Source organism: Paenirhizobium selenitireducens ATCC BAA-1503 (genome assembly GCF_900492185.1).
GTDB classification, from domain to species: domain Bacteria; phylum Pseudomonadota; class Alphaproteobacteria; order Rhizobiales; family Rhizobiaceae; genus Allorhizobium; species Allorhizobium selenitireducens_A.
In genome coordinates, this window is record NZ_UEYP01000001.1 from 101,085 (window position 1) to 115,819 (window position 14,735).

A 14,735-nucleotide genomic window follows, 5' to 3' on the forward strand; every position below is an offset into this window, starting at 1 on the left:
CTAGTTTTCCCACCGACCTGGAAAGCGAGTCAAGCACAATTCGGAAATTGCCGCAAATGCTTGCAACATAACGGCGAAGAATTCGGCAACTGCAATTCATTCGACCAATTTCCTGTTTGTGGCGACGAACCCGGCTGCTAGAAAAGCACTCCAAGCGCTTTGGACGCCAGCGAGGCGGTATCATGCCGGGCGATCCTGAACGATGGGGAGGAGCAAGCCGTGAACCTGAAGCAATTGTCGGAACTGCTGGGCCTGTCGCAGACGACGATCAGCCGGGCGATCAACGGCTATCCGGAAGTGAGCGAGGAGACTCGCCAGCGCGTGCTGAAGGCCGCCAAGGAAACCGGCTATCGGCCGAACCGCGCGGCGCAGCGGCTGGCGACCGGCAAGGCCGGTTCGATCGGCCTCGTCATGCCGATCGAGCCCAACGACAGTTCCGACCTGCATTTCGCCGAATTCCAGCGCGGGCTTGCCGAAGAGGCCCTCCGGCACGACTTCCATCTGGTGATCATGCCGGCCTCGCCGCGCGACGAGGAGCAGGCGATCCGCGGACTGGTGGCGAGCGGCAGCGTCGACGGGTACTATCTCGCCTATATGCGGGAGAAGGACACGCGCATCGCCATGGCGAAATCCCTGCCCGTGCCGTTCATCGTCCATGGCCGGTCCTATGGCACGGACAATGACTTTCCCTATCTCGACGTCGACAACGAGGGCGCCTTTCGCGATGCGGCTCGGCTCCTGCTGCAACTCGGCCACCGGCGCTTCGGGCTTCTGAACGGGCCAGAGGAGTTCGATTTCGCCATCCGCCGCAGGATCGGCACCGTGGCGGCGCTCAAGGACAAGGGTATCGACCTGGACCCAGGCTCGATGCGCCATACGGCGATGACCGACGAAGCGGGATATCGCGGCATGGCTGAACTGCTGGAGAAGCCGGATCGACCGACGGCGGTCTTATGCGCCTCGACGGTTCTCGCGCTCGGCGCGGTCCGCGCCATCAATCGCGCCGGACTGAAGCTTGGCGAGGACATTTCCCTGATCGCCCATGACGACGTGCTGCCGCTGCTGAAACCGGAGCATTTCACCGTACCGCTGACGACGACCCGCTCGTCGCTGCGGGCGGCCGGCATCCGCATCGCCCACAGGCTGATCGCGGCGATCAAGCGGACACAGCCGCAGCCACCGGCGCACGAGCTGTGGACCACCGACCTGGTGATCCGCGCCTCGACAGGGCCGGCTCCGACCTGAACCGGCGCCCTACCCCCGTCGCGACCGGATGCGGAAACCGTCAGAACTTCGGCGCAGGCTTGCCATTGGCGCGGTAGGCGGCGATCACCGTATTGGCCATCAGCATGGCGATGGTCATCGGGCCGACGCCGCCGGGCACCGGGCTGATCGCGCCGGCGACGGGTGCACATTCGGCAAAGGCGACGTCGCCGACGAGCCGGGTCTTGCCCTCGCCCTTGTCCGGAGCCGGTACGCGGTTGATGCCGACGTCGATCACCGTCGCGCCGGGCTTGACCCAATCGGCCTTGACCATTTCGGCGCGGCCGACGGCGGCCACCAGAATATCGGCATTGCGGGCGAGCGCCGGCAGATCGCGGCTCTTCGAATGACCGATCGTCACGGTGGCATTGGCGGCAAGCAGGAGCTGCGCCATCGGCTTGCCGAACAGGTTGGAACGGCCGATCACCAGTGCGTTCAGGCCGGAAAGATCGCGGCCGTGGATCTGGCGGACCAGGATCATGGCGCCGGCCGGCGTGCAGGACACGAGGCCGGTCTCGGCATCGCCGGTGGCGAGCTTGCCGGCATTGACGACATGCAGCCCGTCGACGTCCTTTTCCGGCAGGATCGACTGGATCACGGCGTCGGAATCGAGGTGCCTGGGCAGCGGCAGTTGCACCAGCACGCCGTCGATTTCGGCATCGGCGTTGAGTTCGGCGACCAGCGCCATCAGGGTTTCCTGGCTGGTTTCCTCGGCAAGCGTATGCTGCACCGACTTGAAGCCGCACTGCTTGGCCATGCGGCTCTTGGAGGAGACATAGGCGTGGCTGGCCGGGTCATTGCCGACGATCACCACCGCAAGGCCGGGCCTGCGCCCCGTGTCGCGCTCCAGCGCCGCCGCCGCCGCCGTCACCGCCTCGATCACCGATGCGGCTGCCTGCTTGCCATCAATCACCGTTGTCACGATCGCATCCCTCGCTCGCGTTTTCCGGCATCATAGCCGCCGTGCCTGGCGGCCGATTGCCTCTCTCCGCCGTATGGAGTCAAAAGCACGGGCTTTGCAAGGGGAAACCGCACCCCTCGCAAACCTCCCTTGGTCTAGCATCAGGGATGCGTGTCCCTCGAGGACGGCCGATCAGGAATAGCGCCGGCTGGTCCGGTCCTGGCGCGTTGCGGAATGGCGGCTGCGCGGTCCGAGACGATTGTCGGTGCGTCGTCGGCCCTGGGAAAGCGGGTCTTCCCCGGCCGCGTGGCGGGGCGGACCGAACAGCTTGAAGCGGGCGACATGGCCGAGGAACACCGGAATGCCGACGATGTAACGGTACCAGAGCCGCTTCGGCTCCAGCCACAACCGGTAGACCCACTCGCAGCGGATGTGGCGCATCCACAGCGGCGCGCGCGGAACCTCGCCCGAAACGAAGTCGAACAGCGCCCCGACGCCGATCACGAGGCGGGCGTGCTCCGGACGAATGTTGCGGTCGATCCAGATTTCCTGCAGCGGGGTGCCGAGGGCGACCAGCAGAATGTCGATCCGTGCGTCCTTGAGGTCGTCCAGCACGCCGGCACAGTTGGTCTTGTCGAAGAAACCGTCGGATATCTCGACGAATTCGTGCCAGGGCGCATGCCTGCGGAAATTCTCCGCGGCCCTTGCCAGGACGTCCGCTCGCCCGCCGATCAGGCCGATCCGCCGGGGCGTGTCCATATAGCTCAGCATGGCGGGAATGAAATCCGTGCCGTTGAGGTTGGCGATGAACCGCTCGCCGTTGAGCAGGCGCGAAGCAAGGTCGACGCCGATCCCGTCGGGCAGCAGCACGGTGCGGGCGAGCGCCTTGCGATAGTCCGGATCGGACATCATCAGATTGGCATTGTTCGCGTTGAGAAACGCCATGTGGGTCGGGCCGAGCGGCAGGGACGCCAATTCGTTCACATAGGAAAGCGCGCCTTCCCAGGTGAGGTCGTAGACCGGCATGCCAAAAAGAGGCAGACGCGGCTCGGGCAGCGGGAGGCTGGGCTGCGGGTTCATGAGCGCCCCCGACGCAGGGCCGATGCGGCATGGCATGGCCCCGCCGGCGCCCGGCCACCCGCGAGGGTGCCGGCAATGCCTGCCAGCAAAGCCCGGTGAAAGGCCGGGAGAAAGAGAACGTCGACTGGAAACAGCATGACACCACGCAATACAAGGAGTGACCCAAGCCTTGTATCAGCGGCAGATCAAGTTCGACTTAAAGGAAACGGTCGCATTCATGCGCGCCGATTGACCGGTCGTTAACCATGCCCGGTGCGACCGCGTGGGGAGACCAGGATGGAGTTCCCGCCTGGACGCAAAACGGCGGCGGATGACCCGCCGCCCGTCGTCATTCTTCGCCGGAGATGCGTCAGTGGGCCGGTTTCGCTGCTTCCCCGACAGCGTCACCCTCGATCACCTTGACCGGTTCGGCCGGCGGTTTCGCGGTTCCCTCGCCGGTCGCGCGCACGTCATCCTTGGACATGTAGTCGAGCTGCTCGATCAGCACTTCCTCGACGAAGCCCTCGCCGAGATGGGCATTGATGTCGGTCTTGATCTTCTCCCGGAATGCGGCGACGTCAAAGGCGGCCATGTTGGAGATGTCGACCATCTTGTTGCCGATCAAAAGCGTGAACAGCTCATCGGTCATCAATTCGGTGAGCGGCAGCTCGACGCCCTTGATCTTTTCCTTGTCCATCATGAAGGAGATGCGACCGAGGAAATAGCCGCGCACGCTGCCGTCGGCGATCATCGGAATGGTGATCGCCTCGCCGCGCACCAGTTCGAGCTTCGCCTTGCGGGCGTCCTCTTCGCTGACTTCGGCAGGCGCCGTCGCCATGTGCACGGAAAAATAGACCGCGCCGAGCGTAACCAGGCAGACCCACAATCCGGCGGCCAGGATCTTGACCATCAGACCTCGCTGTACAGGAACTGTTCCTGGGAATAGGTGCCGTCACCGTCGGCTTCGCGCACGGCGTTCTTCAAGAGATCGGCAACCGCGCGCACGGCATTCATGTGGGCCTCGACACGGCGGGCATTGATCGCCAGCTTCTTCTTCAGGGCGTGCATCTGCTCGACATAGCCGACGGCGAGTTCCCGGGGGTCGGTATCGCGAAACAGCATGGTCAGCTCGTAGAGGCAGCGGCTCTTGTGGGCATTCGATACCTTGAGGTCGAATTCCGGGTCCTTGCCGATGCGCTGGTTTTCGTTGTCGATGATCATTTCGAGGCGGCCGAGCACCGTCTTGATCCGATAATCGCTATTGATGATTTCCATGGTCCTGCCCCGGATGAGTGTTGTTATGCTGTCTTGGCATCGGCTTCGGAGACACCGAGCGTTCGACGCTCAAGGTCCGTCACCATGTTGAACGCCACGCGCCGATCGGTTTCATCGGTGGCGGCGTTGACGACATTGCCCCCGCGCTTGCGAGCCAGTTCTTCGGAATACATCTGGTCGGCGATGCCGACCCCGCCGCTTTCGGCGATCGTCCCGCCGATCTGCTCGGCCATCATGCTCTTCCAGATTTCTCCGGCATTGCCCTTGCCGTAAACGGATTCGGTGTCCTCCGGCATCATCGTCTTGACGAAGTTCTGCAGGACGACGGCCTCGAAATCGCGATAAACCTTGGGCGTCTCCCCGGTCGCGGACTTCTGGACATTGCCGAGACCGGCATCGAAGGCGGCACTGTTGAGCACCTCGACCGCGGCACCGAAGCCGGCACCCTTCTCGGCGAGGCTGGTCGCGGCGAGAGCCGCGCGATGGGTCTTCAGTTTTTCCTGGGCTGCCGCCAGGACCATCGGATCTGCGGCCCGGACGACGTCCAGCACGAGATCGCTCGGAGGTGATATAGCCACGTTTCCGGTCTCCGATACGTTTGTTCAGGTGACGAGTATCACTCGTGAACCTTGCTGGAGGCTGTCGTGGCGAACTGCAGGTCGACCAGATCGTAGATCGCATTGTCGTCCGCCTCGCGATCCTCGTGGAGTCGGGCGTCCTTCATGTTCTCCTCCAGCCGATCACCCTTGGCGCGTTCGCGCAAGAGCTTGATCTCCTGGCCGTATTGGAGGCTTGCGAGTTGTTTGTCGCTATTGGACAGACGGTCGAAGCGGTCGGCATAGTTCTGGGCGAACAGGCGATGGACGGGTTCGAGCGAGCCGATCGCCTCCATGACGGTGGCCATCGAGGCGGCATTCTCCTCGCGGCGCTTGGCGGTGACGGCAAGATCGCTCTCGGCCATGCGCTCCATGTGGCGCTGCACCGTGACGAGGCGTTTCAGCTTTTCGGACTTCTTCGTCGGCCCCATGGGCGCTCCTTCAGCAAGCGGCTCGTGGCGTTCTCAGCCGATAAAGATTCGGGCGAAATTGTCGGCAAATTGTCGGACAATGGCGGCAATGGAGAAATACAGCAGCAACAGGCCGCCCATCAGCAGATAGGGCGTCGAGATGAAGTAGATCGGGATCTGCGGCGCGAGCTTGTTGATCAGACCTATGGAGAAATTGAACATGATGCCGAAGATGATGAACGGGCTGGCGAGCCTGAGCATGAGCAGGAAGGTGGCGCCGAGCGTGTCGGTCAGCGTGATCAGCATCTTCTGCACGTCGGGAAATCCGCCGAGCGGCATCAGCCCGTAGGAATCGATCAGTGCCCGCAGGATGACATGGTGGAAATCCAGCATGAACAGCAGCAGCAGGCCGCCGAAGCTGATCATGTTGGTCAGCTGGTTCTCCGCCGTGTCCTCGATCACGTCCGGTGCGCCCGGCGAGTTGAAGCCGATCGACATGGAGATCGCCGAGCCGGCGAATTGCAGGCCCAGCACATAGAGCCGGGGAATGAGGCCGTACATGGTGCCGATCAGCGTTTCGCCGACGACGAGGTGGATATAGGCATAGTCGCTGCCCGACACCTTCGGATAGATGGTATCCCACAGAACCGGCAGGATGGCCATGGCAACGGCCGCCGCCATCAGCAGCCGGACCATGACGGGAATGCGCGCCGAGGAGAAACCCGGAAGCACCATGAAGCAGGCGCCGATCCGGCAGAAGGCCACGAACATGGCCAGAACTGTCCCCTCGGGGTCGGTGATCATGAAATGGAGCCCAGGATCTTGATCTCGATGCCCTTGGCCAGTTCGACATGCGACAGGACCGGCAGGGTAGCGAACAGCCGCTCGATGATCATGCGCACATAGGAGCGCGTTTCCGGGGACGTGACAAGCACGAAAGGCAGGCCGCGGTCCATGAATTCACGGATTACCTTGCTGGCCTGCTCGGAGAACTCCTCGAGACTGCGCGGATCGATGTCGAATTCGACGATTTCGCCCTTGGCATCGCGCTTCAGCGCCTGGTGGAAGACGAGGTCCCATTTCGAGCCGAGGCGCAGCACGCGCAACACGCCGTTGTCGGTCAGGTCGCCGCAGAGCTGCTGCGCCATGCGTACGCGCACATGCTCGACGATCTGCTCGGTCTTCCTCACATGCGGCGCGAGTTCGGCCACCGCTTCGAGGATCAGATGCAGGTTGCGGATCGAGACGCGCTCGGCGAGCAGCAGCTTCAGCACCGCCTGCAGGCCGGAATAGGACATGTGCGACGAGCAGATCTCGTCGGCGAGCTTCTTGTATTCCGGATCGAGCCGGTCGATCAGGATCTTCACGTCCTTGTAGGACAGAAGCTGCGGCAGGTTGTTGCGGATGACCTCGCTCACATGGGTGAGCACGACCGAGACATTGTCGATCGGATGGAAGCCCTCGCGCTTCAGGTCCTCCGTGAAGGTCTCGAGCACCGAGACCGCCGGCATGCCGAAGGCGGGTTCGCGGATCTCGTCACCCGGCACCTTGGGCTTGCGGCCGGAACCGGTGACGACCAGCACTTCGCCTACGCGCAGTTGGTTGGAGGCGACCGTCGTGCCGTGGATGCGGATCTGGTAGGACTTTTCCTGGATGGCGATGTCGTCGGTGACCTTGATCTCGGGCACCACGAAGCCATACTGGCTGGCGAATTTCTTGCGCATCTTGCCGACGCGGAAGGCGAGTTCCTGGTGGGCGCCGAGCAGCCGGGTCGAAACCAGCTTGCCGAGCGCCAGTTCGATCTCGGCCGTCTTCAGAACGGACTTGACCGAATCCTTCTCGGCTTCCTTGGTCTGGATGACCTTCTTTTCCTCCTGCTCGCGCTTGACCTTGTTCTCCGCCTCGATCTGGCGCGGGATGAACCAGCTGCCGAAGGCCATGATGCCGCCAAGCGCCAGGAAGGGCACCATCGGCAGGCCGGGAACGATGGACAGCAGGACCATCAGCGATGCCGCTACGGACAGCGCGCGCGGATAGCCGCTCAGCTGGTTGACGACGGCCTGGTCGGTCGAGCCCGGATTGCCACCGCGGGAGACGAGAAGACCGGCGGCAAGCGAGACGATGAGAGCGGGGATCTGCGAGACGATGCCGTCGCCGACCGACAGCTTGACGAAGACGTCTGCTGCTTCGCCGATTTCCATGCCGTGGCGGAAGTAGCCGATAATGATGCCGCCGAAGATGTTGATGGCGGTGATCATCAGGCCGGCGATGGCATCGCCGCGCACGAACTTCGAGGCACCGTCCATCGCGCCGAAGAAGGAACTTTCCTGCTCGAGCTCACGCCGGCGATGCTGGGCTTCCTTGTCGTCGATCATGCCGGCCGACAGGTCGGCGTCGATCGACATCTGCTTGCCGGGGATGGCATCGAGGGTGAAGCGGGCGCCGACTTCGGCGATGCGGGTCGCGCCCTTGGTGATGACGATGAAGTTGACCGTGACTAGGATCATGAAGACGATCAGACCGATGACGAAGTCGCCGGACATGACCAGGCTGGAGAAGCCGGCGATCACCCCGCCCGCCGCATTATGCCCCTCGTGGCCGTGCGATAGGATGACGCGGGTCGTCGCGATGTTGAGCGCCAGACGGATCATCGTCGAGATCAGCAGGATGGTCGGGAAGGACGAGAAATCGAGCGGACGCTGGATCCACAGGGAGACCATCAGGATCAGCACCGAAAACGCGATCGAGAAGGCGAGACCCATGTCGATCAGGAAGGGTGGGATGGGCAGAAAGAGAATGCAGAGGATGACGACGATGCCGAGGGCAAAGCCGATGTCGCGACCTTGCGGGCTGACCTTCGGAATAATGATTGCAGATGGTTGCGCCATTTATCGTTCCGTCTCTTCATGAGAGGTCGGCCGCAGGCTTGGACGGCTTGCGGCCATGTTCACGTCAGCGATAGCGGGCGAAGCTTGCGCGAGGGTGGCAGTCCCGGCGAAGGATCGGCCGGAAGCGACCGGTCAGAAGCCGGTCTGGACGCGCGAAAAGACGAGATTGGCGAAAAGCGCGATCTGCCCGCCGACGAAGGGCGCGCTGATGCCGATGGTCACGAGAATGGCGACGATCTTCGGCACGAAGGTCAGCGTCATTTCCTGGACCTGGGTGAGCGCCTGGATGAGCGCGATGGTGACGCCGACGATCATGGCGGCAAGCACGGCCGGACCGGATGCGACCAGCACGGTCCAAACGGCTGCCTGCATGATGTCGAGGGCGTCTGCCTCATTCATGATCTAACTCTTCCCGGCCTGTTTCCGGGGGAATCAGCCCCCGGCACCATCAGGCATCCGAGTTCGTATCAGTGTCGGGATCGGGCGTCGAGGGCTCGCCGACGCGGACACCGACCGTGATCGGGATTTCGTCACCCGCGGTCGTGGTCGCGACCATGGTGTCGCTGTAGACGCGGACCGATTCAATGACGCCTGTGATGGATTCGTCGGCGCTGGTGATCGTCTGGCCAATGTAGTTGGTCGCGTTGGTGAGCGCGTTGCCGGTGATCAGCGTCTCGAGATTGGCATTGGTCTGGATCGTCTGCTCGACCTGGGAGAAGGTGGCCAACTGGGCGATCTGCTCGCTGGCGTCCATCGGGTCGGTCGGATCCTGGTTCTGCATCTGGGCGATCAGCAGCTTCAGGAACGAATCATAATCCAGCGAAGCGGCAGCCGACGCGCTCGATGCAGAGGAGTTGCTGGCCGTGGAGGTCGTGCTGGTGGCCGAGGTAACGCCGTCTACCGCCATGGTGCCATCTCCTTGCGAATCTGCTCGACGGTCGCCGGCGTCATTTCCTGACTGTTGAGGATCTGGTCCTCGATCGGGTAGAGCCCGCGGATCGCCTTCAGTGCATCGAAGGCGCGACCGGAGGAAACCATGCCGTCGACACGCTTCAGCTCGGCGAGGATTTCCTCGTTTTCGAAGCAGGTGAGCAGCATGATGATCGACTTGCGGAACATCGCCATCGACTGTTCGCGCCCGTCGGGATTGATCAGCATCATCTGGGCGATGAAGTAGAGCTGGCGGAGCGGCGTGGTTGCCTGCTCCGGCTGCAGGACGTGGTTTTCCAGAAGGAAGGTCACGTCGTTGAGGAATTCCAGCGCAACCTTGCGGTCGACGCGCAGAACCGCTCCGTTGATGAAAATCCGTTCGCCCGACTTGAGCGAGATGCGCAAAGTGCTCTTCATTTCAGTCCATCCCTGATGATGGTTGTCACGTCGATGATGCCCTGGAAATTGGTGGACTGGCGCTTCCGGATCCGGTCGCATTCCTTCAAAATCCATATGGCGATTGAGATCAGGTTGGCGCGCAATTCGGCGTCCAGCTGATTTTCCGGCTGTTTCAGATCCTCGATGAGGCGGATCCAGACGCGGCGGGTATAAAACAGCGCCTCGATGGCCTGGCGGGTATAGCCCTCTTCCTGACGCGCCAGCGTCAGAAGCTCGATAGAGCGGGTCAGCGCCTGCCGTTCACGATCCTTGGCGTCGGCGACGCCATCCTCCATGATCTCGGCATATGAAAACTGGTACATTCATCTGTCCTTCATTTTCATTCATTCCCTTTGGTCATCAAAGGTAGTTGACGAGGCTCAGCGCCTGGATTTTCGCCGTCAACGTGTAGGATGCCTCGACCAGAGACAGGAGATTGTTCACGCGGGTCGACGCCTCGTAAGCGTCGACCTCGATCTTGCTGGTCAGCGTCGTGTCGATGATGTCGATCTGCACCTGGAGCGATTCATTGGCCTTTTCGATCCGGTTCTCCGACAGGCCCAGTTTGGTGCGGACGCTGTTGATGCCGGTCGTCGCGACGCCGGTGTATTCGATCGCCTTGTTGGTCACCACGGTGCGGCTCGCATCGGAGAGATCGATCGCCAGCAGTTCCTTGGCGACCACCGCCGCCATCGCGAGATAACGCATGGCCTTATCGTTGGCGGTTGCCGAGGTTTCGACGGTTTCGCTCTGGCTGATCCGGCTCGTCATCACCTCGTCGGTCGCGCTCGACCAATCGGTGGTCCAGTCAGCGCCCGAATACATGGGCTCGATGACGTTGGTGATGAAGTTATCCATGCTGGGCGCAGCGCCGGTGGCCGCGATGCTGGCCGTCTGCGGGTCGCTATGCGGGAAGCCGAAATAGGTTAGGAACTCGGCGTCGAAGGCCAGCTTGGCGGCCGAGGTATCCGTATATTCCTGGATCGGCTGAACGTCGGTGTTGATGCCCGAAAACAGATATTCGCCACCGAGCGAGGTGTTGGCCATGCTGGTGAAAGTGTCGAGCGAATTGGTGATCGTCTGGATCGCCGTCTCGAGATTGCTGGTGTTGGAGGTGCCCGAAAGCGCGATCAGCGCATCGTTCATCTCGTCGGCCGCCGTCGCCATCTGGCCGAGCGCCTCCTGGGAGGCCTCCAGGCGCTGGGTGGCGATCGCATTGGTGCTCTTGATCGACTGCAGGCGCAGGCTGTCGCGGGTCAGGTCGACGACGGTGGAGGTGGCCCCACCGATCTCGGCGCCGATATCGGCATAGATGCCGGTGGTGACTTCCTGCTGCGCCTTGATCAGCTCGTTCTGGGCCTGACGGATGGTCAGGCGCATGGAGGTCTGGATCGACAGATTGGAGATGTTTGCCGTCGACATGTCTTATCCCGCCATCGCCAGTACGGCCTGCAGCATTTCGTCGATGGTCGAGACGAGCTTGGCCGATGCCTTGTAGGACTGCTCCACGTCGAGCAGCAGCGAGAGTTCCTCGTCGAGATTGACGCCGGTCTCGGAAGAGTATGACTGGAAGGACCGCTCATAGAGGGCGATCTTGTTGTCCGACGCGGTCGTGGCGTTGGAGCGCAGTTCCTCCAGCCAGCCGATCGAGCCGCTGGCAAAGGTCATGACGCTCATCGACGTCTTCAGATCAGCCGAGGCGTCGAAGGCCCGATCGGCATCGAGTGCATCGGAATAGCGCGCCAGCAGGGTCGTGTAGCCGGACGCATTCCCCGTGTTCCAGACGTAGGCCGCACCATTGATGCCGCCGTCGCGCAACAGCAGCGGATCGCCGCCGGAAGAAGCGATGACAGCGGTCGAGACCGTGATCGTTCCGGCAAGACCGGGCTCGAGCACACCCGAGGTGAGCGCCGTGCCGCCGGACCAGGTGAAGAGACCGGGCATATCGGGCGCGACACCCAGCGGGTCCGTCTCGGCAAAGGCCTCGATCAGGCCGCGCGCGACTTCGTCGAGCTGCGTCTGGAAGGTCGGCGCGATATCGTCGCGCAATTGGAGAAGGGCGCCCAGCGTGCCGTCGGCGGTGGTATTGCCGCCCTCGCCGGCCTGGATCGCAATGCCGTCGACATAGATCGAATTGCCGGTGACCGTCGCGTCATAGGCCAGCGTCCGGGTGAAGGTGACCGCGCGCGGCACGGTTTCGAAAAGCGTCGTGCCTTCCGACGTGTAGAGCACCATGTCGCCATTGGCGCGGGTGCTGGCATCGACGCCGATGATTTCCGAGATGTCTTTCAGCAGCGTGTCGCGGGTGTCGAGCGCATCGCTCGGATCGGCGCCGATCGCGGTTGCCTTGACGACAGCATCGTTGACGATCTGGAACTCGGCGAGAAGCCGGTTGAGTTCCTTGACCTGGGTATTGATCTCGGCATCGGCATCCACCCGGAGCTTCTGCACGGTCGCGGCCGCATTGTTGAGCGAATTGGCGACATCCTGCGCGTCGGTGACCACGGTGGCCGCCAGAGTATACTCCCCCGGAGAGGCCGCGAAGGCTTCCAGACTGGTCTGCAGTTCAGCAAGATAGGTCGAGGGGGAAAGCTCGTAGTCGTTCCCCCCAAGCGCGTTGGAGAGCGTCGTCAGCCCGTTGAGCAGCGTATCCTGGGCGCTGGACGCCGAGGTGGCGCTGTTAAGCTGGCGAAGCAGGGCCATCTGCTGGGCGCGTTCGGTGTTGACCGTCGACGCCCCGTAGATGGTGTTGGTTACGACAGGCGAGCGCCGCACATAGTTTGCGTTTCCGTCATTGGCAATGTTCGTGGAAATGACGGAGGTCTGTTCCCCCGTATTCCGGAAAATGGCTTGAGCCGTATTGAGTGCAGACGTAAGCGACATGTGGCTGCCTTAACCTTCCGGTTATCTCTTCAGGTTGACCAGGACTTCCATCAATTCGGAGCCGGTCTGGAATACCTTGGAGTTCGCGGTGTAATTCCGCTGGGATTCGATCATCGCGGTCAGTTCTTCCGCCACGTCGACATTGGAGTCTTCAAGGGCGCCCGAAATGATCGAGCCGAAGCCGCTGGTGCCGGCATAGCCCATGACGATGACGCCCGAGGAATTGCTCTGGGTGTAGAGGTTGCCGGCAACCGGGTTCAGGTTGTCCGGGCTCTGCACGCTGGCGAGCGCCACGCGGAAGCGCGGGGTCAGGTCGCCGTTGTCGTAGACGACGGAGACAACGCCGGCCTCGTCGATCTCGTAGCCGACCACTTCGGAAGCCGCATTGCCGTTGATCTCGCCTTCCTCGACGGAGAAGTCGGCGGCGAGCTGGCTCGACGTGCTGATGTCGATGGTCATCGACAGCATGTCGGCGCCGGCAACGGTAAAGGCCGTCGTGGTCAACGATGTCGGCGAGACGATCTGGCCGGCGGCGTCGAAGGTCACGGTGGTGGCCGGCACAACGGTGGTCGCGGGCGGACCGGCATAGGTCGCCGTCATCGACCAGACATTGTCCGCGGTCTTGGTGTAGGTGAAATCGATCAGGCGGCTGTTGCCCTGGCTGTCATAGGCGACGAGCGAGGTTGCCTCGGTGTCGCCGACCGCTGCATTCGACGGCAGGTTTACGTTCAGCGCGCCGGCGTCGGAAGCCGTTGCAGAGATCGAGGCCGAGGACAGGTTGATCGGCTCGAGACCGTTGAAGCCGTTGACGACGATGGTCGGATCGGCGGTCGAGGAATATTCGTAACCCATCAGGGTATAGCCGGCAGAGTTCTTCAACGTGCCGTCATCCTGAACCACGAATGAACCGGCTCGCGTCAGATATTCGACGCCATCGGCGCCCTCGACGATGAAGAAGCCGTCGCCGTTGACGGCAAGGTCGGTCGAGGATGTCGTGTAGCTGAACGTGCCCTGGCTCGAGATCGAATAACGGACGTCCGTCTCGACACCACCAGAATTATAGGCGCCCGACGTCGTCGGCAGGATCATCGAGGAAAACTGCACCGAGGCCTTCTTGTAGCCGACGGTGCTGGAGTTGGCGATGTTTTCAGCAACTGTGCCGAGACGATTCGCCTGGGCGTTCATACCGGACACACCGGTTCGCATCGTTCCGTAAAGGCTCATTGAAAATCCTCGTTTCCGTAGTCATTGCAGAGAATAGGAGGTGGGCCTTGCGTGAAGCTGTCTGGAGATGGCGGGCCTTTGCGAATTCACTCATAAGGCCCGCACCACGCGGCCAAGGGCTGAGAAATCAGCTCCAGTCGATGCAGTAGCCAAGGAAGCGCTTGGAATCGACGGGGTCGAAACCGAGCTTCTTGCGCAGCTTCTTGCGCAGCTTGGAGATATGGCTTTCGACGACGTTCTCTTCGACCTCTTCGTCGAAGATGCCGTAGATCGCGTTGAAGATCTGGGTCTTGGAAACGCGACGACCGCGGTTGACGACCAAATATTCGAGGATACGGCGCTCGCGCCGCGGAAGGGGGAAGACCTCGCCGGAGATTTCCGGATCGCGCCCATCCGAGAACACCCGGATCGGGCCGATCTCGGTGAAGTTCGCGATCGCCTTCAGCCGACGCCGGATCGCCGCCGCCCGCGCCAGGATTTCGCGCGGATGAACCGGCTTCCTGACAACATCGTCGACGCCACAGTCGAACAGGGCCAGCGTCGCCTCGAGCGACGGCTGGTCGCTGACCGCGATCACCGGCGCCTGCGTCCTGTCACGAATTGCCCGCGGCAACTCATGCGTGCAATCGCCCTGCCCCAGCAGAAACGCCTCGACGGCCGCGATGTCAGAATCCGCCGCCGTATTGACCCATTCGCCGAACTCGGCCGGATCAAATCCGGTCGATGGAATGCCCTCACGTCCAAATAAGGATGTGTACCCGTCTTTCACGAGCTCTCGCTCGTCTACCACTACGATCATCAGCCGCCTCCGAATCAGTGTGTGGTGTTTCGATGCTCTATCGGTACGAATCGGGCGAATCAGCGACAA

At 62.3% G+C, this 14,735-nt stretch carries 18 protein-coding genes; 2 read left to right on the top strand and 16 right to left on the bottom strand.

From position 1 onward, the window contains the following. Positions 1 to 219: 219 nt before the first annotated feature. Positions 220 to 1,245: a LacI family DNA-binding transcriptional regulator gene (locus RHIZ70P_RS00415; protein WP_115668414.1), complete on the top strand. Its 1,026-nt coding sequence runs from the start codon at positions 220 to 222 to the stop codon at positions 1,243 to 1,245. 40 nt (positions 1,246 to 1,285) lie between these two features. Here the strand turns inward: RHIZ70P_RS00415 and folD are convergent, their stop codons facing one another. Both folD and RHIZ70P_RS00425 read right to left on the bottom strand, forming a co-directional pair. Beyond that, entirely contained in the window at positions 1,286 to 2,185 is a 900-nt protein-coding gene (gene folD / locus RHIZ70P_RS00420) for a bifunctional methylenetetrahydrofolate dehydrogenase/methenyltetrahydrofolate cyclohydrolase FolD (RefSeq protein WP_115668415.1), read from the bottom strand. Positions 2,186 to 2,356: 171 nt separating this feature from the next. Then, a complete protein-coding gene (locus RHIZ70P_RS00425; protein WP_115668416.1) occupies positions 2,357 to 3,244 on the bottom strand; it encodes a WecB/TagA/CpsF family glycosyltransferase in 888 nt (295 codons plus the stop codon). 29 nt (positions 3,245 to 3,273) lie between these two features. Here RHIZ70P_RS00425 and RHIZ70P_RS23385 point away from each other — a divergent pair, with 29 nt between their 5' ends. Beyond that, a complete protein-coding gene (locus RHIZ70P_RS23385) occupies positions 3,274 to 3,405 on the top strand; it encodes a hypothetical protein (RefSeq protein ID WP_268877509.1) in 132 nt (43 codons plus the stop codon). Between the two features lie 188 nt (positions 3,406 to 3,593). Here the strand turns inward: RHIZ70P_RS23385 and RHIZ70P_RS00430 are convergent, their stop codons facing one another. The 14 genes from RHIZ70P_RS00430 to rem form a co-directional block, all read right to left on the bottom strand. Then, positions 3,594 to 4,133, bottom strand: coding sequence for a flagellar basal body-associated FliL family protein (locus tag RHIZ70P_RS00430; RefSeq protein ID WP_115668417.1), 540 nt, complete (start codon positions 4,131 to 4,133; stop codon positions 3,594 to 3,596). After that, positions 4,133 to 4,498 (bottom strand): hypothetical protein, encoded by a 366-nt coding sequence (locus tag RHIZ70P_RS00435; RefSeq protein WP_181903910.1) that lies wholly within the window; start codon positions 4,496 to 4,498, stop codon positions 4,133 to 4,135. The genes RHIZ70P_RS00430 and RHIZ70P_RS00435 overlap by 1 nt, the downstream gene beginning before the upstream one ends. Positions 4,499 to 4,521: 23 nt before the next feature. Beyond that, a complete protein-coding gene (locus RHIZ70P_RS00440) occupies positions 4,522 to 5,076 on the bottom strand; it encodes a rod-binding protein (protein WP_115668419.1) in 555 nt (184 codons plus the stop codon). A 38-nt stretch (positions 5,077 to 5,114) separates the two neighbouring features. Continuing rightward, complete coding sequence (locus RHIZ70P_RS00445; protein ID WP_115668420.1) at positions 5,115 to 5,525, bottom strand: hypothetical protein; 411 nt, start codon at positions 5,523 to 5,525, stop codon at positions 5,115 to 5,117. Positions 5,526 to 5,558: 33 nt separating this feature from the next. Further along, positions 5,559 to 6,308, bottom strand: coding sequence for a flagellar biosynthetic protein FliR (fliR, locus tag RHIZ70P_RS00450; RefSeq protein WP_115668421.1), 750 nt, complete (start codon positions 6,306 to 6,308; stop codon positions 5,559 to 5,561). Then, on the bottom strand, positions 6,305 to 8,392 hold the full coding sequence (gene flhA / locus RHIZ70P_RS00455; protein WP_115668422.1) for a flagellar biosynthesis protein FlhA: 2,088 nt from the start codon (positions 8,390 to 8,392) through the stop codon (positions 6,305 to 6,307). Before flhA ends, fliR begins: the two co-directional genes overlap by 4 nt. 132 nt (positions 8,393 to 8,524) lie before the next feature. Continuing rightward, complete coding sequence (fliQ, locus tag RHIZ70P_RS00460) at positions 8,525 to 8,791, bottom strand: flagellar biosynthesis protein FliQ (protein ID WP_115668423.1); 267 nt, start codon at positions 8,789 to 8,791, stop codon at positions 8,525 to 8,527. Between the two features lie 49 nt (positions 8,792 to 8,840). Beyond that, positions 8,841 to 9,299 carry a flagellar hook assembly protein FlgD gene (gene flgD, locus RHIZ70P_RS00465; protein ID WP_115668424.1) on the bottom strand — a complete coding sequence of 153 codons (459 nt, stop codon included), beginning with the start codon at positions 9,297 to 9,299 and terminating at the stop codon, positions 8,841 to 8,843. Continuing rightward, positions 9,290 to 9,739, bottom strand: a complete 450-nt coding sequence (flbT, locus tag RHIZ70P_RS00470) for a flagellar biosynthesis repressor FlbT (RefSeq protein ID WP_115668425.1) — start codon at positions 9,737 to 9,739, stop codon at positions 9,290 to 9,292. The genes flgD and flbT overlap by 10 nt, the downstream gene beginning before the upstream one ends. Next, on the bottom strand, positions 9,736 to 10,083 hold the full coding sequence (flaF, locus tag RHIZ70P_RS00475) for a flagellar biosynthesis regulator FlaF (protein WP_115668426.1): 348 nt from the start codon (positions 10,081 to 10,083) through the stop codon (positions 9,736 to 9,738). The genes flbT and flaF overlap by 4 nt, the downstream gene beginning before the upstream one ends. Before the next feature lie 37 nt (positions 10,084 to 10,120). Beyond that, entirely contained in the window at positions 10,121 to 11,182 is a 1,062-nt protein-coding gene (locus tag RHIZ70P_RS00480; protein WP_115668427.1) for a flagellar hook-associated family protein, read from the bottom strand. 3 nt (positions 11,183 to 11,185) lie between these two features. Further along, on the bottom strand, positions 11,186 to 12,643 hold the full coding sequence (gene flgK, locus RHIZ70P_RS00485; protein ID WP_115668428.1) for a flagellar hook-associated protein FlgK: 1,458 nt from the start codon (positions 12,641 to 12,643) through the stop codon (positions 11,186 to 11,188). A 21-nt stretch (positions 12,644 to 12,664) separates the two neighbouring features. Beyond that, complete coding sequence (locus RHIZ70P_RS00490; protein ID WP_115668429.1) at positions 12,665 to 13,867, bottom strand: flagellar hook protein FlgE; 1,203 nt, start codon at positions 13,865 to 13,867, stop codon at positions 12,665 to 12,667. A 127-nt stretch (positions 13,868 to 13,994) separates the two neighbouring features. Further along, positions 13,995 to 14,666 carry a transcriptional activator Rem gene (gene rem, locus RHIZ70P_RS00495; protein WP_115668430.1) on the bottom strand — a complete coding sequence of 224 codons (672 nt, stop codon included), beginning with the start codon at positions 14,664 to 14,666 and terminating at the stop codon, positions 13,995 to 13,997. Between the last annotated feature and the right edge of the window lie 69 nt (positions 14,667 to 14,735).

What these genes read in the sequence shown, in the direction of transcription:
- flgK (WP_115668428.1), bottom strand. Translation starts at nt 12,643, where the DNA reads ATGTCGCTTACGTCTGCACTCAATACGGCTCAAGCCATTTTCCGGAAT.
- RHIZ70P_RS00425 (WP_115668416.1), bottom strand. Translation starts at nt 3,244, where the DNA reads ATGAACCCGCAGCCCAGCCTCCCGCTGCCCGAGCCGCGTCTGCCTCTT.
- RHIZ70P_RS00435 (WP_181903910.1), bottom strand. Translation starts at nt 4,498, where the DNA reads ATGGAAATCATCAATAGCGATTATCGGATCAAGACGGTGCTCGGCCGC.
- RHIZ70P_RS00480 (WP_115668427.1), bottom strand. Translation starts at nt 11,182, where the DNA reads ATGTCGACGGCAAACATCTCCAATCTGTCGATCCAGACCTCCATGCGC.
- rem (WP_115668430.1), bottom strand. Translation starts at nt 14,666, where the DNA reads ATGATCGTAGTGGTAGACGAGCGAGAGCTCGTGAAAGACGGGTACACA.
- RHIZ70P_RS00490 (WP_115668429.1), bottom strand. Translation starts at nt 13,867, where the DNA reads ATGAGCCTTTACGGAACGATGCGAACCGGTGTGTCCGGTATGAACGCC.
- flaF (WP_115668426.1), bottom strand. Translation starts at nt 10,083, where the DNA reads ATGTACCAGTTTTCATATGCCGAGATCATGGAGGATGGCGTCGCCGAC.
- RHIZ70P_RS00445 (WP_115668420.1), bottom strand. Translation starts at nt 5,525, where the DNA reads ATGGGGCCGACGAAGAAGTCCGAAAAGCTGAAACGCCTCGTCACGGTG.
- flgD (WP_115668424.1), bottom strand. Translation starts at nt 9,299, where the DNA reads ATGGCGGTAGACGGCGTTACCTCGGCCACCAGCACGACCTCCACGGCC.
- flhA (WP_115668422.1), bottom strand. Translation starts at nt 8,392, where the DNA reads ATGGCGCAACCATCTGCAATCATTATTCCGAAGGTCAGCCCGCAAGGT.
- RHIZ70P_RS00430 (WP_115668417.1), bottom strand. Translation starts at nt 4,133, where the DNA reads ATGGTCAAGATCCTGGCCGCCGGATTGTGGGTCTGCCTGGTTACGCTC.
- flbT (WP_115668425.1), bottom strand. Translation starts at nt 9,739, where the DNA reads ATGAAGAGCACTTTGCGCATCTCGCTCAAGTCGGGCGAACGGATTTTC.
- RHIZ70P_RS23385 (WP_268877509.1), top strand. Translation starts at nt 3,274, where the DNA reads ATGGCATGGCCCCGCCGGCGCCCGGCCACCCGCGAGGGTGCCGGCAAT.
- fliR (WP_115668421.1), bottom strand. Translation starts at nt 6,308, where the DNA reads ATGATCACCGACCCCGAGGGGACAGTTCTGGCCATGTTCGTGGCCTTC.
- fliQ (WP_115668423.1), bottom strand. Translation starts at nt 8,791, where the DNA reads ATGAATGAGGCAGACGCCCTCGACATCATGCAGGCAGCCGTTTGGACC.